Raw genomic sequence first — 21,766 nt, 5'->3', positions numbered from 1 at the left:
ATGAATTAACCTAAGTATTTCATATGGAAATCGAAATGCTCATCTAAGAAAGAAGCAATAAAGAAATAGCTATGATCATAACCTTCAACTTTTTGATAATTAATCACTTGATTATTTTTGTTAGCATTATTTAAAAAAATTGTTTCTTCTAATTGTTTGGGATAAAACTCATCTTGAGTTCCTTGCGTAATGAGGATAGGTTGAACGTTAGTTTTTTTGACCAGTTCCGAAGCATCCCATTCATTCCAGTAAGTTTGGTCTTCACCTAAATAAGAAGAGAAAGCCTTTATCCCCCACGGAACTTGACTAGGGCTTAAGATAGGAGAAAAAGCGGAGATTGTTTTGAATCTCGTCGGATTTTTCATGCCAATCACTAAAGCACCGTGGCCACCCATTGAGTGGCCCATTATGCTTTCTTCTCCTGAAAAATTGGTTACCAATGCTGCCGTAATTGTTGTCAATTCATCTACTATATACGTATACATCTTGTACTGCTTTGCCCATGGATCTTGAATAGCATCTACATAAAAACCTGCACCTTGACCAAGGTCCCATGCTTCATCATCCGCAATATTTTCTCCACGTGGTGAAGTATCTGGAATAACGACTGCCACTTGATATTTTTCAGCCAATCTTTGAAATCCGCTTTTTTGACTAAAATTGTCATCTGTACAAGTTAGACCCGATAACCACCAAATGAGGGGGATCTTTTTCATTTCTTTATTTGATGGCAAGTAGATACTAAATGTCATATCACATTGCAAGACTTCCGAGTAATGGCTGTACTTGCATTGTTCTCCGCCAAAAGAGCGATGTTTTTCAATAAGTTTAAGACTCACTTTCTCACTCTCCATATGTTAAAATCGTACGAATGGACTCTCCTTTATGAAGCAATTCAAATGCTTCATTGATGTCTGTAAAGTTTAAGTGGTGTGTGATATAAGGATCTAAATCAATTTCACCATTCATAAATTCTTCAACCATGCCTGGTAGTTGAGTTCTTCCTTTCACTCCACCAAAGGCCGACCCACGCCATACTCGGCCTGTTACCAACTGGAATGGACGCGTATGAATCTCTTTTCCTGCACCAGCTACTCCGATGATCGTACTTTCACCCCAACCTTTATGGCAACATTCAAGAGCAGACCTCATGACTTCTACATTTCCAATACATTCGAAGCTATAATCTACCCCTCCATCCGTCATTTCAACGATGACTTCTTGGACAGGTTTATCGAATTTAGAAGGATTAATAAAATCGGTTGCGCCCATTTTTTTAGCTAATTCAAACTTATCCTCATTTAAGTCTACAGCAATAATTCTACTTGCTTTTGCTTGGACCAATCCTTGAATAGCAGCTAATCCAATCGCTCCAAGACCAAATACGGCTGTTACAGCTCCTTCTTCCACTTTTGCTGTATTGTGTACAGCGCCTATACCTGTAGTAACCCCGCATCCAAATAGACAAACTTTATCTAGTGGCGCTTCTGGGTCAATTTTTGCTAAGGAAACTTCAGGAACGACTGTATATTCACTAAATGTACTTGTTCCCATGTAATGATAAATAGGTTCTCCATTATAAGAGAATCGAGTTGTTCCATCGGGCATTAAACCTTTACCTTGCGTTTCTCGTACGGCACTACATAAGTTTGTTTTACCAGAACGACAGAACTTACACTCTCCACATTCAGCCGTGTATAACGGAATAACATGGTCTCCTGGTTTTACTGAAGTCACTTCATTTCCAACAGCGACGACAACACCAGCACCTTCATGACCTAGTACAGCAGGAAATATGCCCTCTGGATCGTCGCCTGATAATGTAAAAGCATCTGTATGACAGACTGAAGTATATAGAATTTTTACTAATACCTCTTTTGCTTTTGGTTCTTCTACATCGATTTCAACGATTTGAAGTGGTTCTCCTGGTTTAAATGCAACAGCAGCTCTGCTTTTCAGATGAATCCCTTCTTTCTTTGTATTTTCTAATTTACATTTTCCATAATTACATATTATAATTAAACGAACAATACTGACGTTTTTGTCACTATAAACAAAATAATAACAAGGAAGGAAACAGAATGTATGGAAATCGAATATAAAGAAAAAACTTTTTTTACTAGCAAAGATTTAGCTTTATCAGTTATAGGTGGACGATGGAAAATAGCGATCATATGGTGTCTTCTCCAACAATCCCCATTAAGGTTAAGCGATATACAAAAATACCTTCCAGATGTCAATCAACGTATGTTAATCAGACAATTAAGGGAATTAGAAGACGATAAAATAATAACTAGATGTGTATACCCGGTTGTACCTCCTAAAGTGGAATATGAACTAAGTGAAATTGGTTTACTTCTAGAACCCGTGGTAACTTCCATTTGTGATTGGGGAGATAATTTCAGATCATTTTTGGAGGAAAAGGCTGATGAAGCAACTGTTGACTAAAATTTTTAATTGATTAACTAATAAATATCCACATTGCATATTTGCTAATAACTTTACGCAAATATGCAATGTGGATATACAAAGGCTGTAAGCCGGTGGCTATAAAACCATTGTTATCGGGTGGGAGCCCAGCACCTCAATTGCATTTTCAGATGACTGATTAGTATCTACCTGGTGTTCCTAACCAAAAAAAACCTATGTTGTACTGAACTAATGCAGAGAAATGCTGAACGACTAAAGGTATGATCCTGATTTTTCATAACTCTACTTAGAAATTGTCTCGTTCTTTGTTCCTTTGGCTTGGTTAGCTTATTGCTTAGAGAAGTGCAATCGGTAATGGAACTATGCTCTTGTCCCCCTACATTTCGACTTCCGCCTCGATGAAATCACAAAGGCGTTGCTGACAGAGGCGGACGGCCATTAGGCACAAATGAGCGGCGGAATAATACCGTTTCTTTTTTTCTCCAATTCCGGCGTCTATGCTGGCGATGTTGGCGAAACTGCAAGTCCGGAAATATTCAGTAACGACGCGAACTCTTTCCGAATCTGTGCTGGACTGGTAATTGGGGCCTGCCTGATTCCCAGTTCGGTAGGGATTACTCCATTGACCTCTTCTATCGTACACTGTCAAAGTAGAGCTCATGGAAAATAACAGCTAAAAGCTCCAGGGTCAAGACCCTGGAGCTAGCCATTCTTCAGGAGGAACCTAGACGCGTCTTCGCCGGACCAGAGGAGGATTCTTTTCATCCACCGTGCGATTCCGGTGACTAACGACAAGGTTAACGCATGAAATCTTATTGTATTGGTTTAGCCTTTGATCGCACCAACCATGATCCCTTTTTCAAAATACTTGGACACTATCGGATAGAAGATCAGCACCGGAACACTTGAAACGACAACGACAGCATATTTAATGGACTGCTTGATCATGTTAATCTCACTTTGGTTGCTGTTCATCATCGCCTGGTTGGCCGCATCCCCCATCTGGTTCTGCACAAGGATTTCTCTCAAGATCAGCTGGAGCGGAAACAATTCGCGATCGGACAAATAAATCATGGCAGCGAAGTAGCCGTTCCACCGACCAACGCCGTAAAACATCATCAAAACGGCGATGATCGGCGTCGACAACGGGAGTACCACCTTCAGCAGCAGTTGCATGTCGGTAGCACCGTCGATAAACGCACTCTCTTCCAGTTCAAGCGGAATGTTGGAAGTACGTACGCATGATGATCGTGTTGTATACGCTAACCGCACCCGGCAGGATCATGACCCACATCGTATTGATAATCCCTAAATGTTGGTTTACCAAACAACGTGATCATGACCACCTTGGCAGCCTATCCGTTATCCCGAAGGGATTTTCGGGGGCGGAACGTCATTACAATCCTGTTCACGTTCACGATGTTTTCCTCCGGCGGCTTGATTCCGACCTATAGCATCAGCCGCGTTGCCGATGTTTTGGGCCGCACGGAGCCTGGGCTTCCGTATAACCCATCCGGTTGACGAGCATCCCGTGCGACCGCACAGGAAAACGCCGGGTACCGCCGCGGGCTGGGGTAAATTTTGTCCAGCTTTTCGCCGAGCGGCACGACCGTGTTATTCTCGCGGATAATTTCCACTTTTCCTTCTTGAATAAGGGACAGGCTGATGGTCGGACCTACTATGCCGATAACGGCGGCGATAAGCGTCCACTTTTGACCTGTTCTTTTACTTTAGCTCCAGTCATAGTCATTATATAACCTCCTATTATCTTAAAATCGATTACAATCAAATTATTAAAAGAAACCGTCTGTCTTCATGAAGACGGTTGTTTAAAGACTTATAAGACGATTTTTTATGCCCGGGCCATGATAGAACCAAGTCCCTGCATGATCATACAATCCGCTGAAAAGGATACTTCCCTGCTGTATCCTTTTCCCAATGTCATTTTTTTGTCCACCTTAGTGAGATAAAATGCTGGCTATGTTTAGATTAGTTCCCCATGCTTTTTTAAATACCTATACAAAATGCAGCTACAAACGGTACATAAAAGAGCGCACAACCCGATAAATCCATAGCCTGCTTGTAGTCCGCGCAGCAAGCCAATGGAGTCTCCTTCACCATAGATCTTTTTGACCATTTCTGTGACAAAACCGATAACATAGTTACCAATAACGCTGCCAAGCCCCATTAGTGTAACAGTAAAAGTAATTGCGGTATCACTTCCACGCGGATACCGTTTTGCAATAAAGGCCATAACCGTAGGATAAATCATTGCAATCCCAATACCTGATGCTGCAAAAAGAAAAGACCACTGTTCCCCCCCAGCGATAGCAGCAAACGTACATATTGCAGAAAAACCGGAAAAAATAATGAAAGAAACGGTAAATCCAATTCTATCTGTCACAGGACCTAATATGAGTCGAGAAATGACAAAAGAAAGAAAAAATAGTGACAACATACCGGAAGCCTTAACTGTATTCCAATGGTAAGCTTTTTCCAAAAAGTTAACTAGCCAACCACCTACAGCCAATTCAGACACAACTCCGAAAGAGAGAATCAGCACCATATACCACAATACAGGATCTCGCAGCAATTCTTTAAAAGGGGTCCGACTTTCATTCGGAAGATCATCCCCAGGAAATGAGCTGGGCAAGGCAGTCAAAATCGGTAATAAAGTTAAAGAAAGCATTACCAGATACATGCCACGCCAATCCAACGTTTGACCAAACATCTGAACAGACATAACTCCAGTTGCTATTAGAGGTGCGACCGTTGAACTTAACCCGTAAAAAGCATGGGATAAATTCATCATTGCTCCCGTATTCTTAACAAAGATCCTTGCTCCCAAAATCGCCAGTGCAATCTCCAGCATCCCATTTCCTATATACATCAGAAAATAAGAAGCAGCAAATAGTGGGTAAGTATGCGAAATAAAAATAAAAACACCGGAAATCAACATGGAGGCAAAGGATAAAATACTTGTAGCTTTGATCCCCCATTTACGCACTAGAACAGCAGTAAACGAGCAAGCAATTAAATATCCTAAGGCATTCAAGGATAACAAACTACCCAATTGTTCTTCATTTAGATTGAAATCAAACTGAATCCTTGGAATCGCCGGACCTTTTATATTCTCTGAGATACCAAAAATAATAAAACCTAAAAAGATGGTGACAAGCTGCAGGGCATAAACTTTATTAAAATACTTTGATTTCTGCATTAATTCTGAATACCTCCCATCACGCGCGCCTATCGAAAATCCAAAGAGTATGAGTCCCATTTCTTCTGTCGATGCCCCAATTACATCGCGTATGGTTGGCGTACGTACGATCTAAAGGCCATGACGAAGCCAAGGACAGGAGAACACCCGAACAATGCGCGCTGGATTTTTAGCAGTTGGGAGTTTGCAGTCATTACATTCATTCCATACTTGAGCTATCGCACCTGTACCTTGAAACTTTGGGGCTATTGAGGCCCCAGCAAGTAGAGCGTATCGCCACATTGCAAGAGCTGAAAATCCGTGACGAACTTGACGCGCTAGGGCAACTCGCCGCTCAGTGCAGTGGAGGTCCGCCTCAGCCGTAGATAGATTAGATAGACAGGTGCTTATCCTTTCGGTCTCAATCGTTCAATTGCAGGAGAGGCAACTGCACATAGCGCAATCAGAATGCTAGCGCCAAAAATCGCCGCGCTGATCCCACTTACATTGATAGCCCAACCTCCTAACGAAGCACCTGCTGCGATTCCGCAGTTGCATGCGGAAACATTTAATGTACCCGCCAGTGCTTTTCCTTCGTTTGCAGCCTTCATAACCCGGGCCTGGCTAAGCGGGAATAGCGCCGTATGTGCAATGCCCCATACCGCCAGAGCAGCTATGAACATCGCAGGTTGTCCGACGAACAGAATTGCACCTGCCGCGCCAACAGCCATCAGTAGGCAGAACAAGACGTTAGCCATGACGGCGTAACGGTCAACAAGCCGGCCAGCCAGATAGTTGCCGTATAGACCGACTGTACCAAAACCCATCAGCCACCAGCCTACATGCGCTGGCGCGATACCAGCAGATCCTTCCAGCATGTCGGCGAGGTAGGTGTAAGCACCGTACATCGCTGTGAGTATTGCAACTGTAAGGACGAGGTTGGCAATAAAGTAGCGATTCGAAAGAGATTTGATCTGGCTTTTCAGGCTTGTCTGCTCGACAGCAGGGAGTTTTGGCATCCCTTTTGCCAAAAGCACGGCCACCACAATCGAAATCACAGCCAGAAACCAGAAAGCTCCTCGCCAACCTACGGCGTCACCAAGTACGGTGCCCAAAGGAATGCCAAACAGCAATCCACCCGTTAAACCCAAATAGAGTTTGGAAATCGCCTTGCCGGCATCCTTTTTTGGTACAAGCATAGCAGCAGCTTCACTACCGACTCCCCAGAAGACTGGAAGTAGAGTCGCAGGGATAATTCTTACAATCATAATCGTCCAGAAGCCCGGAGCTAACGCGACGGCTACATTACTGATAGCAAATACCACCAATATCCATGCAAATAACGCACGCCGCTCCACCCGGGCGAATAATGCGGTCATAATGGGGCCGGCGAAAATAATAATGAGTGCAAACGAAGTCACCAGCTGACCAGCGACCGGTATCGAGATATTGAGGTCTCTTGCCATATTCGGCATAAGACCAATGACAATAAACTCGGTTGTAAAGATTACAAATGCAGCCAGCGATAGGATGAAAATCGATAGGTTTGCGCTTTTTGCTCTGTCCTTAACACTAATGGTGTTCATAAAACTTCACCTTCCAGAATAATGTTTTCTTCTCTGCTGTACTTGATCCTCACATCTATAAATCGAATTTATATTCATGACTCAAAGTAACTTGAAAATAAGGCTGGCTTTCCATTCGCCTCTCCAATTTGCATCAATGGTACCGTAAATAACGGATATGATCTCTCCGCCAATTAAGAATAAGCCTCTTATAAGTAAAAAAAATGCTGGCCATTAATGGATGTTTATTTTGTAATCCTTCTCCCTTCATGACTGTCCAGTCCGTGAAATTTGTAGCCACACACATCTTTGAAATCAAGTTACACCCTTTACACGCATTACAAAATCCCCGTTAAATAAATTCCTTGTAGAAACAGCATTAGGTAGTATTATATCATCGAACAAACGTCGTTCAAGGCATTTTATTCCCGTAAAGTATCACTAACTTCCCAGGGAGTATAATTTTGATGAGGATTGATACCATGCTGTTAGATAAAACATTCTTTGAGAATACTAAGAAGCCAATAATGGCATCTTCATCAGTAGTACTACATTGCACCGCTTTGAGCAAAAGAAATGATGTTTGTGAATGCCCTACCATCGTATTTCCTGCTGGTTGATCGCTCCACACAGCCCTATACCGTTTTAAATCCTTAAGAGACTTGGCATATCTATCGGTAATCAGCTCATGTTCTTGTTCTTTTCGGCAATCGGTACAAGTTCTTGTCCTCGACTTGGGACAAGAATTTGTACCGATAAAACAAAAAAGCCGCTAAATTAGCGACTTTCAATGGGACCTTGATCTTGTCCCCCGACAGTAATAAATAATTTCGTTTCCATAATTACGGCTAATCAAGTTCCAGGCTTTCCATCAACGTATACGTAATTGGGAATGTTAACGCATCGCTCTCCGCCAACGCTCGATAGTGATTAGTCGTAGATTACATTTTTTCCTTCTTCACTTAACTTTTTTAAAGATGTAAGCATATGATTTATTTCTTCTTCGGAATGTCTTTCCCATGAACTTAATTCAGCTATTATTTTCAAGGGAGATTTAGACCTGTAAGAACGTGTTGGATTGCCAGGAAATCTTTTGTCAGTTAAGTTCGGATCATTTTCAAAATCACCTAATGGTTCAACAATATAAATTCTTTCTTCTGATTCAGATCTTGCTAATTCAGCCCCCCATTTAGCAGCATCTAAGGTTGCAGTAAAATATATATGGTTGGATTTTTTATCTTGGTAATTGGATAAGTGTTGTGGTTCTAATAAATCTCCAATTTTCAATTCTACTTTAGTACCATGAAAAAAAGGACCCCGATCCAAGACTTCTTTATTGTCATTCATAATGATACACCTCTCTTTTTCTGATTTGTATCTAACAGTATAGTATGGGAATTCTACAAATGAATAGTCTATAATTAATTTACAAATTATAGTATACTCTAAGTAGAGAGAATAATACTGACATTTGGTTTTGTATCGTTGTACTGAAATAATGATGTCATCTGTAGCACAAAAAAGGATAGATGTAACAGGTACTCTCCTCCTGTTCACCTATCCTTTTCGTTTGCTCTATATAAGGTGTGACATTTTCCGATACATGTATTCGAAATTCATCAATTAAAAAGTTTACAAACGCTGCCATTTCCGCTTGAAGAAGATCTGAAATACACGAACAACAATAATTTTTAGGATCATGTACACGGGAATGATAATAATCATGCCCACGATCCCGCTAATGTTCCCCGCTCCAAGCACCAGGATGATGGTAGTTAACGGATGGATGTCCATGCTCTTGCCAAATACATACGGAGCAATTAGATTATCCTGAACCTGTTGAGCTGCAAGAATGATGATAAGCGCCCACACCGCTGTAGCAGGTGATTGGGTTAGGCCCACGATAATGATCGGAACGGAGGACAGGATCGCTCCGATCACGGGAATAAAGTTAGCAATGACAGCTACCACAGTTAATAGGAAGGCATATGGCAGTCCGATGATGAGAAATCCAATGTACATCAACACGCCCAAGGCGAGGTTAACGAGCACTCTGCCTACGATAAATCCGCTCAGCATCTTGTCGATATCCGTAATTATACTGAGCATGTCGCGTTTGAAGCGTACAGGGGTTGCGCGAACCGCTTTGCGCCCCAGCTTTTCTCCTTCCTTCAGCATATAAAACAGAAGAATCGGCGTCGTGAACAGGATAATCGCAAAGTTGGAGACAAAGGAGAAAAATTTCCCCACATAATTCGTAATCGACGAGAATCCTTTATTCAAAAACTCAGTAATGGTAGCGACGATATTGTTATCCGACGGGAACACAGAGGCCACCCATTCGTTATTCTCCAGCTGGCTAAGCTGGAATTTAACATCTGCCAGAATATCAGGGAACCCGTTCACCAAGCTGACCATTTGATCTGTTAGCTTTGGCCACTGACTCAAGATGAACCAAAGTAATATGATAGTAAACACGACATAAATGATCAGAATCGCAGGTGTTCGTCTGATTTTGTGCTGCTCCATATACTTGACGACCGGTCTTAACAGATAATACAAGAACATCGACAATAGTAATGGAATGGCAACGGCTTGAAATAATAACAGGAAGGGTTGAAAAATGAAGCTTACTTTGGAGCCTAAATAAATGATGAGCAGCAGCAGAGCGACAAATAAACTAAATAGAATGGATTTGTTTTTAATCAACAACTGGTTTCCTCCGAATCCGCATATTTCGGGCCTCAAAAATCTTCTCTCTAGATACCCCATAAAGTGATGTTACTTATATTGGCAAGCGAATGCAAGCCGGGAATTGCATTTGGCCTCGCCTGCCGCAAGTTATTCTACCGTTTCTATAATAATAGAAGAGAATTAACTCAACATTAACTTCCGCAACGGAATTATCTTTTACGCCTCGGATACGACTTGCTTGCCTCCTTGCGGGCTTTGGGCCATCGATAAGGAGCCGCATGTTGAAGCATGGCAAGATACAGCTCCTCCCATTGCTGTACGTTCAAAGAACAAATCGGCTGGACACGATCCATGCGCAAAGCCTTTGCCAGCTTGGCAATTTGCGGGGAGGTGAATATAGCACCGACCGCTTCGAAAAAAGGTTGCTGGGGATCGTGAAGGACATGTGAGACAAAGACCTTAAATTTTCCTCGATGCCCATTGGGAATCGCCGAATTGTTTCTTCTATTAACGGTCACAACGGCTGCTTCCACACTGGGAGGCGGCGAGAAGCACTCCGGCATGACCGTTCGCGTAATCCGGATGTCATACCACATCCTCCATGCCAAAATTTGCGGATTGGTCACGGGGAACGAAGTAAAGCGTTTTGCGGCTCCTTTTTCCAATATCAAGACAGCCCGTTCCAGGAAGGATGAATGCCCTAGAAATTTTTCGAAGATAGGCGTTGTAATAGAGAATGGGATATTGGCGACAATGCAAAATGGGCTGCTTAGAAGCTGGTATTGAAGAAGATCCAGTTGCTTCACAATGACATTAGCTTTCTCCCCTGCTCTGAATTTCAATTTTTCAACACTGACAGGATCGTTCTCGATGGCAATAACCTTCCCGGCCTTCTCCGCCAACGGAATCGCAAGCGCGCCCGTTCCCGCGCCGAGATCGAGAACAGTATCACCCTCTTGAAGCTTGGCAAGCGAAACTAATTCTTTGATCAAGGATTTATTGATTAATAAATGCCTTCCAGAAAAATTGGAAGCACATCGACGTTTATTTTTAGACATAGCAAAAAGCACCTCATTCATTCGTATTAGAAAATGAAAAAGGCACATCACAAATAAACCCGGGCTTGCCTGATTAAAAATCGCAGGATGTTGGGTTAAATTTGTTCTGTACCTGTCATTAACGAATACGTATGAATGCGATGCAACACATGAGAGGCTTCTCTCCTTTAATAAAAAATCGGCCTAACTTAACCGATTCTAGCACACCCGGGTTAGTACAGTCAAAGAAACAAATGCGCGGCCCTGCCCTGACCCATGGTATTGCTCGATTGTCGATAAGAACCTGCACTCATAACTTTTCTCTCCAAAATCCTGCTAAAGCGTAGACTAACTGACGATGTCAGGTTATGGTTAAAACAAAAGCTAAATAAAACCTAAGGAGCGGATGATGGATGTATACGCTTGTGGCTATATTTGCTGTATTGCTGCTGGTTGGCGGCGGGATTGCAACGATGCTGATCGGTTTTTCCGAGAAGAATAGAGAAGGCAATCCGAGCTATGATAAAAGAACAAAAAGAAATGTTACCGGCTTAACCCTCTATTATGCGATCCCTGTAGTTCTGGGAATGATAGCATTCATCGTGTTCATCTTCACAAGAACCCGTTAAAAACCGGAGGGCGAGTTAGAGGGGCAACGTGCGAAGGGTTGCTACGATCGCTGTTGTTCGCGGATTTCTATGATTGGACTAAGTTCTAACTAGGGAGAAATCCGCTCACAAAGGCGAACGCTAACGCTTCTTCACAACCCTTTACACTTATGCCTAACAACTTCGCCTTTGCAGTTTGACTGCAATGCAGTTTGCACATGGCTGAGCCATAAGCAGAACTGCAATGAGCTTGCGGCCTGCGGCATCATGCAAGCAGGGTACCACTCGCGCGCTAGAGTTGCGCCCCCGCCCTAATGATGCTCCAAGCCTTGCGCTGAAACTCCGCCTGTCCTGCCAGTACCGAAGATTTTTCTCCGAACTTAACTTAACCCACCAGCATTCCACCTTGCTCCAAACCTTATCCGCTCTTCTTGACCAACCTTATTCTACTCATGCTCTTCCGGTCGCGATTTAATGAAATTACTTCCCTTAAAATCTTCATTCGACGCACGAACCCACTTTTAGTGAAAAAACTTACCTTAGATCGCCAGTAACTAGCCAAACCCACGTTTTAGTCAACTTTAAGTACAAAAATTTCACTGCATCCACATTTCTATCATTTCCACTGTATTTAAGGTAACTTTTTTCACTGCGTGCGTAAGACCCTATTTTCATACGGTCGACCGACCACGTTCATGCTGTGAAATTCCACGCCCTGGGAGCCGTGCGCTCTGTGCGAGGTGTACGCATGCTTACTTGGGAGGGATATTCAGAATCTACAGGAATACCCCTTGCTCTGCGAGATTATTGATATTGGGGCATCTCCAATGATGATGCGGTGTTGCACATTTACTGTTTACTGTGCAATAGCAGTTAGCACGCAGGGAGGGCAGCCCTATGAAATGATACTACAAAGTACTTTGCCACTGCATGAAAGAGCCGTGTGAGAGCTACTATCCATGCATCCGGCAGCTATAAAGCCGGATTGAAGAGCCTGCGTAATAAGGGCATAAGTGTGAAGTGTGCTGAAGAAGCGTAAGCGTTCGCCTTTGTGAGCGGATTTCTTCCTTGCTATGTTTATTCAATCAAAGAAATCCGCGAACAACAGCGATCGTATGCACACTTCACACGTTGCCCCCTGCACGCAGAAACGTTAGCCTGTTTAATATTTGCTGCGCTCTTACACGAAACTGCGGCAAACCCATCTTGGCATTTCTATTGAGGCATCCCCTTTATTCAAACTCGATATGAAGCTCTACGATTTCGGATCTCGTCCCGATCCGGATCGGCGGCCCCCAGAAGCCATAGCCCGAGGTAACAATCGAATGCAGGTTTCCTTTATGGAGATAGCCCCAATCATTTTCAAATAGTGCGTTAGTAATCAGGCTCCCAGGGAATACTTGCCCATGGTGAGTATGACCAGATAACATCAGATCAATGCCCGCCTGCTCTGCAAGGTCCAGCTCTTCCGGCTGGTGCTCCAGCAGGATAACCGGCTTGTCCAGATCCACCCCTGTCATGATTGTGTCAAGGTTCATTCGCTCAGGATCACTGAGGTCCTTACGCCCCACCAGTGTGAACAGATCATTTACCGTTGTCGTCTCATCATATAGAATATTAATTCCGCTCCGTTCGAACGTATCGATCAGCTCCTGCATCGTCCCCCTATGCTTATCATGATTGCCAAGGGTGGCATATACGCCGAGGGGCGCCTTAAGCTCCGACAGAATCGAATCTAGCTTCTGATCCACAAATGGCTGGATATCATCATCGAACAAATCTCCCGGCAGCAAAATAATATCCGGCTCAAGCTTGTTCATTTCCTGAACCAGCCGTTTCGCATGATCCTTCCCGGACAGCAGCCCAAAATGCATATCCGCTGCCATGGCAATACGCAGAGAATCAATGGATGACGAGCCTTTATCCATCTGAATGGTATAAGTACGAACAACAGGCATGTAGGCATTGTAGCTTCCATATCCAAGCAAAACGACCATCAATCCCAGTGTAATTGCCCCTGCCCAGAAAGAGGTTCTCTCTCTCCTGAACCTGGATTTCCGCAGCAGTATAACAGTCAAATGCGCCAACGGCACCAGCAATATGGATAAATACAACACGGCCATCCAATAAGCACCGATGATACCGAGAAGCTTAATGTTCACAAATCGCCCGGTAATGAATGAAGTTGCTACTATAATAAGGACAACCGTATACAATATCTTGAATCTGCGCGAGGAAGTCTGCGGACGGAGCCAGCGGTATCCACGCCAGCCAATATAATAGACCAACCCGCCATAAAGCAGCAAGCTAATGACTCCAATAATGACAAACATAATTACTACACCTCGTCTGACTTAAAAAATGCTAATGATAGATCGTTACGTTCTTATGCGGAAAATCTCGGTAAAGGCTTTGGTCAGCGAACCGATATACTTTCATTGTAAGCTAACTCCCCTCCTCTTCACAAATTGCTCCTTATAAAAGTAAAAACCGCACGGAATATATTCCATACGGTTATGCCGGCCTATTCTATTCCAAATGAACTTATCCCAATGCCACATCAAGTATCATCATTAAAACAAAACCGAACATCAAGCTCATCGAAGCCAGATCCTTATTTCCCTTCTCCTGAGAGCTGGGAATGACCTCCTCGACAACAACGAAGATCATAGCACCTGCTGCAAAGCTTAGCGCATACGGGAGAAGCGGCTCAACGAAGGCAACGGCGAACGCCCCCAGCACTGCAGCAATCGGCTCAACCATCCCGGAAAATTGCCCGTAGAAAAAGCTCTTGCGGCGGGACATCCCTTCACCGCGCAATGGCATCGACACCGCAACCCCCTCAGGGAAGTTCTGAATCCCGATACCTAGAGCAAGTGTCAGCGCGCCAACCAAAGCCGCCTCGGTTCCGCCGTTAGCCAGCGCGCCGAAGGCAATCCCGACGGCCAAGCCCTCCGGGATATTGTGAAGCGTGATGGCAAGCACAAGGAGCGTGCTTCTTTTTCTTTTATTCGGAGAAACTCCCTCCGCCTCTCCGATCGCAGTGTTCGGATGAAGATGGGGAAGAATCTTATCGATTCCCCATAAGAAGACGCCGCCAAGCAAAAAACCGAAAGCGGCCGGGAACCAGTTGCCGACGGGATTGCCTTCCGACATTTCAATTGCCGGCGCAAGAAGCGACCAGTAGCTGGCTGCGATCATAACACCGCCTGCGAACCCCAGCATACTGTCGAGCAGCCTCTGGTTAAGGGTTTTGGTAGCGAAGACAAGCGCTGCGCCCAATGCGGTCATGCCCCAAGTAAACAAAGTGGCCAGCAAAGCCTGCATGATCGGATTTAAACTTTGAAAAAAAGCAATCAAAACAACAACTCCTTCTCAGGATGATGACAAGTCTGAATGGTGATTTCTCTGTACATATTTTATCCCATTCCTGTGAATCGTCAATTGCTTTTGACTGCTACTAATTAATTATATGAAATTATAGATGATCCACGAGATTACGAGAAACTGCACCGAGCCAACAATCTCCAAAATTCCGGCTTTCATCGGCTTCATGGCTTTTCCGGTAAAGAGGAATGTGCGGATCAAAGGGAAGACATAAGGAATCGTCATCCAGGGCATGCCAAGCAGCCAAGGAATGAACAGGATCAGCACATGATAAATACGGGCCGTGGACTCCCAGCGACGATTGCCCCGCTCACGGAAGATCGTTTTGACGAAAAAGGCGGTGCCCATAAAGTAAGCGAAGTTCAATACTACAATAGCAAGCATCTCCTGCCCAAAGCTTCCTCCTCCGTATAAGAATGAAGCGGCACCACCCAGGGAGAAGATGATAATTGCACATAAATCATTTACAATAGCTCGTTCATCCTTCTGCTTCACATGCCAAATGTTGACGATAAGCAGCAGCAGGAACGGGATTCCGAAATAAAACAGCTCGGGTGTCCTGATCAATGGATAAACGAGTGCAGCAAGAGCAACCACTCCGTAAATGCCAGACCATTTCAATAAATGCTGACGCTGATTTCTCCGTTTCAAGGCCTGCAAGAAAGGATAAGATGCAAGGTACAAGCACAGCCAGGCGATGAACAGGAGAATATGACTCCACTGCGCCGTACCTGCCATCACCCCGAAGAGAAACGGTACGCTAATCATCGCCCACCCACCGTGCTCATGCGGTATAACGATACTTTTCTTCTTTTTCCTGCTCATCGCCTAGCTCCCCCTGAACTCATCAATTTTAGTTCTTCTATATATACGAATACCTGCCACTCCTTCGCCCCGCTCGATCTTGCCGCTTCCTTTAACTGGTTATCAATCGCATTGATGCCGGTCTTCATTGTCTGATAGACGAGCGGAAAAGCGACGACCACGGACGCGATGACTGCAGCTCCCCAAGAGAAAATGATGGGCGCCGAGAACAGCCATTCTGCAAACTGCCCGATCCAGCTTCTCCGCCCAAGCAGCATAAGCAGCAGGAAGCCTACCACTGTTGGCGGTAACACGAGCGGCAGCATAAACGCTGTCTCGAAGAATACTCTTCCCTTCGTTCTTCTGCTGTACATAAACCAGGCTAAAGTAATTCCCATAATCGTACTTAAGATGCTCGATATCAAGGCAACCTGCAGGCATACAACTCTTGAATTTCCTGCAAGGCATCAGTAAGGCTCGCTGCCGCGGACACGGTCAATTCAACCGCAGGAAGCTCCGTGTTCTCAGCCTCTTTTGATCCACCGCAAGCTGTTAGCGACAATACCAAGGCTATTGTGAAAAATGGAGCAAGGAAGCGCATAGCTTTTCTATCGAATAACCTTGTCACTTCAATCCTCTCCTAACCGCCAATTTGCGACATCCTCCGAGACGTTGGAGTGTGCGAGATGCCTGGGTCACCTTTCAAAAACTTGGACATTTCATGATTCTCAGGCTTTGTGCCCAGGGCTTCCAGAAACATCTGGCGAATAGCTTCATCATCACCAATGACACTGCGGACCTGAAATTGCTCTGTCCAGGCAAGACAAGGCTTGATATAGCCGTCTGCCGTAAGACGAAGCCGGTTGCAGGTTTGGCAGAAGTGCTCGCTGACCGGATGGATCAGGCCAAAGCTGCCTGCCGCCCCCTCAAGCCGGTAATTTTCCGACGGCCCGCTTCCTTGTACGGAGCTAACTGCGCTGAATTTCCACTGCTGCTCTTCGCATACTTCTTTAACCCGCGTGAGCGGCAAATACAGCTTCTTCCACTGGGCATCATTGTGGCCGATCGGCATGTATTCGATGAACCGCACATGAATGTCCCGCTCCCTCGTCATCTCGATAAAATCCGCGATCTCATCATCATTCAGACCATTCATCAGCACCACATTCAGCTTGATCGGACTTAAGCCTGCTTTGGCGCAGGCATCGATGCTGCTCAGCACCTTTTGCACGTCCCCGCCGCGGGTAATCATTTTGAAGCGTTCCGGCTTAAGGGAATCCAGACTAATATTAACGCGGGTAAGTCCGGCTTCCTTTAAAAGCGCGGCACGAGGCGCCAGAAAGATGCCGTTTGTCGTCAATGCAATGTCTTCGATCCCCGGGATCGCAGCAATCATGGCGACTAGCTTCTCGAGCTCCTTGCGAACAAGCGGCTCCCCGCCTGTCAGACGGACCTTTCGGATCCCCATTTCTGCTATAACACGCACTACATCGGCAATTTCTTCATAGGTCAGAATGTGATCCGCAGGTTCGAATTCCATGCCTTCCTCAGGCATGCAATAAACACAGCGCAGATTACAGCGATCCGTTACAGATATCCGCAGATAATGATGCTCACGGCCAAAAGGATCGATTAAGCTGGGAATGGTCATGGTGTTACGCTCCTTTCAGAGGGCCGAATACCTTGATACCCGTCACTCTTCTTCATGGTTCAAATCATCCTTCGGAATGTCCTCCAAGAGAGGACGGCCCTCCGGGTAAGTCTTCTGGTTCAATTGATCTCCAATCCACTCGGAGCCGTCTTCCCCATATTCCTTCTTCCAGATCGGCACAATTTGCTTGATCCGTTCAATCACATACTCGTTCGCTTCATAAGCTGCTTTGCGATGCGGCGATGAGACGGCAATGACAACGGCAATATCGGAAATCTCAAGCCTGCCTATCCGATGGGTCACCGCCACTAGCGTGTCCGGCCAGCGCTCTCTTACCTCTTGTCCGATCATTTCGAGCTGCTTTACCGCCATGGATGGATAGGCCTCATACTCAAGATATAGAGTACGCTTCCCATATGTAAGCTCACGTACGGTGCCCAGAAACAAGGTAATTGCTCCGGCTTCGCGCCGCTTGACCTTATCCGATACTTCTTCGGGCTTGATCGGTTGATCGGTGATGACAAACAAGTTGCTGCTCATAAGACCTTCCCTCTCTTCCCTCTGAAATCAAGAAATCACAGTCACAGCGTCTTTCGCTCATAGTCACCGCTCTTGCCGCCCTGTTTTTGCTCCAAATACGTTGGACCCAGTACCATATCCTTATCGATGGCCTTGCACATATCATAGATGGTCAGTCCAACCACCTGGGCAGCCGTCAACGCCTCCATCTCCACCCCTGTCACGCCGGTGGTCTTCACCTTTACCCGGAAGGACAATATTCCTTCATCAGGAGCTTCGAAGGTAATATCGATGCCGGTCAGCGGAAGCGGATGGCACATCGGGATCAGATCCGCTGTTTTCTTCGCAGCCATAATCCCTGCAACCTGTGCCACGGCGAGCACATCGCCCTTGCCAATCGAGCCCTCCTGAATTCGGCGGAGCGTCTCGGGCTTCATCCGGATTTCGCTTTTGACTACAGCCATCCGTTTTGTTTCGGCTTTGTCCGACACATCCACCATATGAGCTCTTCCTTGTTCATTGAAATGGGTCAAGTTCTCCTGGCTCATTGCATTCATTCCTTTCTCAGCCGCTTTCTCAGCCGCCTTCTTACCCGCCGCTGACCGGAGGCAGCAAGGCCACTGTATCATTCGCACCGATCAAGTGATCTTCTTCAACGAACTGCTCGTTCACTGCAATCATAACCTGATCAAGCCTGGCGTTGGGATAGCGGGACTTGAATTCCTCGACGAAGGACGCTACCGTCATCGGGCCAAGCTCCAGCTCAAGACTCGGCGAGCCGATCTGCTCACTCAGATGAGCAAAGCATAGTATTTTCACAGAATCACCTTCCTGGCATATTGTTCTTACTTTAGGAGACATAGCGCTGATAGAACTTCTTGGCCTCCAGAGGATCTGAGGTTCCATGCACAAGTGCGCGGCCATCCTGGAAAAGAACCAGGCGGAAATCCCCTTCCTGAATCTGGACCAGGTATGGGTTGGACTTCACCTCTGCCTGTAATTCCCTGGCATGATCTGCCACCGCCTCCAGATTCAACGCCTCTTGGCGCGGATACCGCAGCCAGACTGATGTCCGGCCGCAGAGCGTCTCGGCCTTGACCGCACTTTCGCTGTTCAGGTAAGGATAGCTCGGCTGCCCGCCACAGGTAGGACAGGCCTCCTGCCGCGCCCTTCGATTCAGACCAATCGATTGATGCATATTCGACCACAGATCAAACACCGTATAATTCACATTCATTTGCGTCCGGTTCCCGGATAACCACTTAAGTGCCTCCGCCGACTGCATAGCCGCAACCATCTGTACGGCCGGGGCAATGATGCCTTCAAGATCACATGAGGCAGATACGGCAGGCATCTTTTTCAACAGACAGTGCAGGCAAGTGGTCTGTCCGGGAATGAAGCTGCATACAGCTCCATAGCTGCCTGAGCAAGCCCCATAGATCCATGGAATCCGGAAGCGGTATGCAGCATCATTGATCAGATAGCGAATCGCGAAATGGTCCGTCCCATCCAGAATCAGATCGATGGAATGACGCTCCAGAAGTGAGACCAAGTCAGCAGCATTGCAATCCATCACATGTGCATTTATGGTCATTTCGGAGTTAATCTGCTTCAGGCGGCTTGCGGCTGCCACTGCCTTCGGCAATTGCTCGAAGGCGTCCTGTTCGGCGTACAGCGACTGCCGCTGGAGATTGCTCCACTCAACATAATCACGGTCAATGATCGTTATAGCTCCAACCCCTGCACGTGCCAAGGTCTCCGCTGTCCCTGAGCCCAGCGCGCCTGCGCCGACGATCAGGACATGTGAATCCTTTAGCTTCTGCTGTCCGGAGACGCCGATGGGCGCAAAATTCTGTTGTCTGCTATACCGGTCTTGTGACATCGCCGTCTGTCCTCCTCTCTTCCTGAAGTAATCCTAGATACTGCAAAGGTGTATCCACATCTTCGGTAAAATCCATGCTTATTCCTGCTTCCATCCAGTCCAATTCCTTTATTCCCAGCCAATGAATCGAGTCCAGTAATCCGGATAGCCGATATCGTTTGGCTTCAAGCCTTTCAGTAATTAGCGGCAGCAGCCGTTTGGGCCGGTACATGCCATGCAGCATTTGATGCTTGCCACCAACAACAGGAAGAACTGCGTCATAATCACTATTAGTTAATATGGTTAACATTTTCGTTGCAGCCTTGGCGGATAGCTTAGGAATATCACACCCAACTACCCAGGCATAGTCATTCGTTAATGTTGAGAAGGCAGCATGAAATCCGCCGAGCGGACCGGAACCTTGAAAAATGTCCGGAGTATATATCATATCGGGCTTTGCCCAGCTTGTATAGACAGAGGCGTCGTTAGTTACCACGATCATCTCACCACAAATCGAGCTCATTTCATGAATCTGCCGTTCGATAAAATGTTCTCCTTTATAGGTAAGCAGTGCCTTGTTCAGCCCATGCATTCGGGAGTTCTGCCCTCCCGCCAGAATCACTCCGGTTAACATCGGACAGCCCTCCGCTTCAATCCAGATTACCGGCGTTTGCGATAAAGCACATAGCTGCGCTTCAAGTAGGTGATCGGCATGCTGAGCATATGAACCAATCTCGTAAATGGAAATACCGCAAATAGAGATAATCCTAGAATAACATGAATTTTAAAGATTACGGGAACTTCCTTCATCAAAGTATGATCGGGCCGAAATGCAAGCACCCCTCGCATCCACGGTCCGATTGTCTCACGGTAATCGAATTCTACACTCCCGCGCATATTGAACAGCGTTGCTGACATCCCCGCGACGACAATCAGTGTCAATAAAATGATCGACAGCATATCGCCAAAGCTGCTGGTTCTCCGCACGCGTGCATTCGTTAATCTGCGGAACACGAGAATAATGCAGCCGACAAGGGTCATTAGTCCAGCTACGCTGCCGATGGACATCGCCATTAAGTGATACATATGATCATCTACTCCAAGTGCCGATACCCATGCCTTCGGAATCAAAATACCGCCGATATGTCCGACAAGAACAAGCATAATGCCGATATGAAACAGAATGCTGCCGACCCTTAGCTGTTTCTTCTCCAGAATCTCGCTTGATTTGGCTGTCCAACCGAACTGATCCGTTTGGTAGCGGTAATAAAGCCCAACAAGGAAGATGACCAGAATCAGATAGGGGTAAATGACCCACAAAAATTGACTTCCCCAAGTCATAGCGGATTTCTCCTTTCCTGTCCATATCCGGCAGCAGCCCACATCGGACCGCAGCCCATAGTCTGCGGCGTACTGCCGCTTCCGGCAAGCTCGGAAACATCAAAGCTGCCTTCTGCCACACCGGATCGGTCTAGGATCAACAGAATCGCATCCAGGACATGCCGATAAGGACTATCTGTCTGGTGAAGCACAACTCTGGTATGCTCCAGCGCCTTGCGGAAGGACACCAGCAGCTCAATGCCGCGATTCTCCTTGGCTACAGCCACATATTCCAGGACAAGCGGTAAATAGTCCGGAAGCTCATCCGTATAGAGGACCATATCCTCTTCCTCATACAGCTGCTTTAGCCGAAGCAATGCAGGGCCCCGTTCCCGGTCTTCCCCTAGCTGACTGTAGGTTAGGTACAAATTGCTCTTCTTGCTAAAATCAAAAGTCTTCACATAGTTCGCTGTAATTGTCTCAGCATCCATCCCGGCGAAGGCTGCCAAGCAGTCTCCGGCAAGCGTCTGGAGGTCCTTGGCCTCCTCCGCTTGTTCGCCTTCAATCCATTGGCACCAATTCACGTACATGTCATCTGATTCATCCTGCCATTCGGCATCGGGGTATTGCAGCAGCTGGGAGAATAGCATCCAGCTGGAGCGTAATGTCATCTCGTTCATTTGCCTCACTC

Annotated in this window: 22 protein-coding genes and 2 pseudogenes; 3 read left to right on the top strand and 21 right to left on the bottom strand. The window is 45.9% G+C overall.

The genetic code is table 11. The features are described from left to right. Positions 1–5: 5 nt before the first annotated feature. Positions 6–839 carry an S-formylglutathione hydrolase gene (fghA, locus tag TX85_RS08105; protein ID WP_044479900.1) on the bottom strand — a complete coding sequence of 278 codons (834 nt, stop codon included), beginning with the start codon at positions 837–839 and terminating at the stop codon, positions 6–8. 4 nt (positions 840–843) lie between these two features. After that, a complete protein-coding gene (locus TX85_RS08100; protein WP_044478594.1) occupies positions 844–1,959 on the bottom strand; it encodes an S-(hydroxymethyl)glutathione dehydrogenase/class III alcohol dehydrogenase in 1,116 nt (371 codons plus the stop codon). 126 nt (positions 1,960–2,085) lie between these two features. Between TX85_RS08100 and TX85_RS08095 the strand changes: the two genes are divergently transcribed. Continuing rightward, a complete protein-coding gene (locus TX85_RS08095; protein ID WP_044478593.1) occupies positions 2,086–2,448 on the top strand; it encodes a winged helix-turn-helix transcriptional regulator in 363 nt (120 codons plus the stop codon). An 807-nt stretch (positions 2,449–3,255) separates the two neighbouring features. On the opposite strand, the gene TX85_RS08090 is transcribed toward TX85_RS08095, so the two are convergent. Next, on the bottom strand, positions 3,256–3,606 hold the full coding sequence (locus TX85_RS08090; protein ID WP_233500651.1) for an ABC transporter permease family protein: 351 nt from the start codon (positions 3,604–3,606) through the stop codon (positions 3,256–3,258). Between the two features lie 153 nt (positions 3,607–3,759). On the opposite strand from TX85_RS08090, the pseudogene TX85_RS28165 reads away from it, so the two are divergent. Beyond that, a pseudogene (locus TX85_RS28165) lies at positions 3,760–3,882 on the top strand (carbohydrate ABC transporter permease); the annotation flags it as partial. A gap of 532 nt (positions 3,883–4,414) precedes the next feature. Here TX85_RS28165 and TX85_RS08080 read toward each other — a convergent pair. From TX85_RS08080 to TX85_RS08055, 5 genes are all read right to left on the bottom strand, one after another. Continuing rightward, complete coding sequence (locus TX85_RS08080) at positions 4,415–5,650, bottom strand: MFS transporter (protein ID WP_044478591.1); 1,236 nt, start codon at positions 5,648–5,650, stop codon at positions 4,415–4,417. 386 nt (positions 5,651–6,036) lie between these two features. Further along, the gene (locus TX85_RS08075) at positions 6,037–7,215 is read right to left on the bottom strand and encodes an MFS transporter (protein ID WP_044478590.1); all 1,179 of its coding nucleotides are present in this window, start codon (positions 7,213–7,215) and stop codon (positions 6,037–6,039) included. A gap of 909 nt (positions 7,216–8,124) precedes the next feature. Next, entirely contained in the window at positions 8,125–8,541 is a 417-nt protein-coding gene (gene arr / locus TX85_RS08065; RefSeq protein ID WP_044478588.1) for an NAD(+)--rifampin ADP-ribosyltransferase, read from the bottom strand. A 285-nt stretch (positions 8,542–8,826) separates the two neighbouring features. Beyond that, positions 8,827–9,903, bottom strand: a complete 1,077-nt coding sequence (locus TX85_RS08060) for an AI-2E family transporter (protein WP_233500650.1) — start codon at positions 9,901–9,903, stop codon at positions 8,827–8,829. Positions 9,904–10,097: 194 nt separating this feature from the next. Next, positions 10,098–10,946 (bottom strand): rRNA adenine N(6)-methyltransferase family protein, encoded by an 849-nt coding sequence (locus TX85_RS08055; protein ID WP_044478586.1) that lies wholly within the window; start codon positions 10,944–10,946, stop codon positions 10,098–10,100. A 392-nt stretch (positions 10,947–11,338) separates the two neighbouring features. Between TX85_RS08055 and TX85_RS08050 the strand changes: the two genes are divergently transcribed. Beyond that, positions 11,339–11,554 (top strand): hypothetical protein, encoded by a 216-nt coding sequence (locus TX85_RS08050; RefSeq protein ID WP_044478585.1) that lies wholly within the window; start codon positions 11,339–11,341, stop codon positions 11,552–11,554. A gap of 1,211 nt (positions 11,555–12,765) precedes the next feature. Here TX85_RS08050 and TX85_RS08045 read toward each other — a convergent pair. The 13 genes and pseudogenes from TX85_RS08045 to narJ all read right to left on the bottom strand — a co-directional run bounded on the left by TX85_RS08045 (position 12,766) and on the right by narJ (position 21,755). After that, the gene (locus tag TX85_RS08045; protein ID WP_044478584.1) at positions 12,766–13,866 is read right to left on the bottom strand and encodes a metallophosphoesterase; all 1,101 of its coding nucleotides are present in this window, start codon (positions 13,864–13,866) and stop codon (positions 12,766–12,768) included. Between the two features lie 211 nt (positions 13,867–14,077). After that, the gene (locus tag TX85_RS08040) at positions 14,078–14,860 is read right to left on the bottom strand and encodes a ZIP family metal transporter (RefSeq protein WP_262362648.1); all 783 of its coding nucleotides are present in this window, start codon (positions 14,858–14,860) and stop codon (positions 14,078–14,080) included. A 141-nt stretch (positions 14,861–15,001) separates the two neighbouring features. After that, on the bottom strand, positions 15,002–15,745 hold the full coding sequence (locus TX85_RS08035; protein WP_044478582.1) for a YwiC-like family protein: 744 nt from the start codon (positions 15,743–15,745) through the stop codon (positions 15,002–15,004). Between the two features lie 38 nt (positions 15,746–15,783). Next, a pseudogene (locus tag TX85_RS08030) lies at positions 15,784–16,161 on the bottom strand (molybdate ABC transporter permease subunit); the annotation flags it as partial. Further along, on the bottom strand, positions 16,146–16,352 hold the full coding sequence (locus TX85_RS08025) for a hypothetical protein (RefSeq protein ID WP_044478581.1): 207 nt from the start codon (positions 16,350–16,352) through the stop codon (positions 16,146–16,148). The gene TX85_RS08025 and the pseudogene TX85_RS08030, both read right to left, overlap by 16 nt. Positions 16,353–16,364: 12 nt before the next feature. Beyond that, positions 16,365–17,375, bottom strand: coding sequence for a GTP 3',8-cyclase MoaA (moaA, locus tag TX85_RS08020; RefSeq protein ID WP_044478580.1), 1,011 nt, complete (start codon positions 17,373–17,375; stop codon positions 16,365–16,367). 42 nt (positions 17,376–17,417) lie between these two features. After that, positions 17,418–17,915, bottom strand: coding sequence for a molybdenum cofactor biosynthesis protein MoaE (locus tag TX85_RS08015; RefSeq protein WP_044478579.1), 498 nt, complete (start codon positions 17,913–17,915; stop codon positions 17,418–17,420). A 41-nt stretch (positions 17,916–17,956) separates the two neighbouring features. Continuing rightward, a complete protein-coding gene (moaC, locus tag TX85_RS08010; RefSeq protein WP_044479898.1) occupies positions 17,957–18,442 on the bottom strand; it encodes a cyclic pyranopterin monophosphate synthase MoaC in 486 nt (161 codons plus the stop codon). A 40-nt stretch (positions 18,443–18,482) separates the two neighbouring features. Continuing rightward, positions 18,483–18,713 carry a molybdopterin converting factor subunit 1 gene (moaD, locus tag TX85_RS08005; RefSeq protein ID WP_044478578.1) on the bottom strand — a complete coding sequence of 77 codons (231 nt, stop codon included), beginning with the start codon at positions 18,711–18,713 and terminating at the stop codon, positions 18,483–18,485. Between the two features lie 31 nt (positions 18,714–18,744). Continuing rightward, positions 18,745–19,776: a ThiF family adenylyltransferase gene (locus TX85_RS08000; RefSeq protein WP_044478577.1), complete on the bottom strand. Its 1,032-nt coding sequence runs from the start codon at positions 19,774–19,776 to the stop codon at positions 18,745–18,747. Continuing rightward, positions 19,757–20,389: a molybdenum cofactor guanylyltransferase gene (gene mobA, locus TX85_RS07995; protein ID WP_044478576.1), complete on the bottom strand. Its 633-nt coding sequence runs from the start codon at positions 20,387–20,389 to the stop codon at positions 19,757–19,759. The genes TX85_RS08000 and mobA overlap by 20 nt, the downstream gene beginning before the upstream one ends. A 26-nt stretch (positions 20,390–20,415) precedes the next feature. Further along, positions 20,416–21,096, bottom strand: coding sequence for a respiratory nitrate reductase subunit gamma (gene narI / locus TX85_RS07990; protein ID WP_044478575.1), 681 nt, complete (start codon positions 21,094–21,096; stop codon positions 20,416–20,418). Then, complete coding sequence (narJ, locus tag TX85_RS07985; RefSeq protein ID WP_044478574.1) at positions 21,093–21,755, bottom strand: nitrate reductase molybdenum cofactor assembly chaperone; 663 nt, start codon at positions 21,753–21,755, stop codon at positions 21,093–21,095. Before narJ ends, narI begins: the two co-directional genes overlap by 4 nt. Positions 21,756–21,766 lie beyond the last annotated feature (11 nt).

Origin of the sequence: Paenibacillus antibioticophila (assembly GCF_000455265.1) — a bacterium.
Classification (GTDB): Bacteria; Bacillota; Bacilli; order Paenibacillales; family Paenibacillaceae; genus Fontibacillus; species Fontibacillus antibioticophila.
This window is presented reverse-complemented; position numbering and strand designations above follow the sequence as displayed.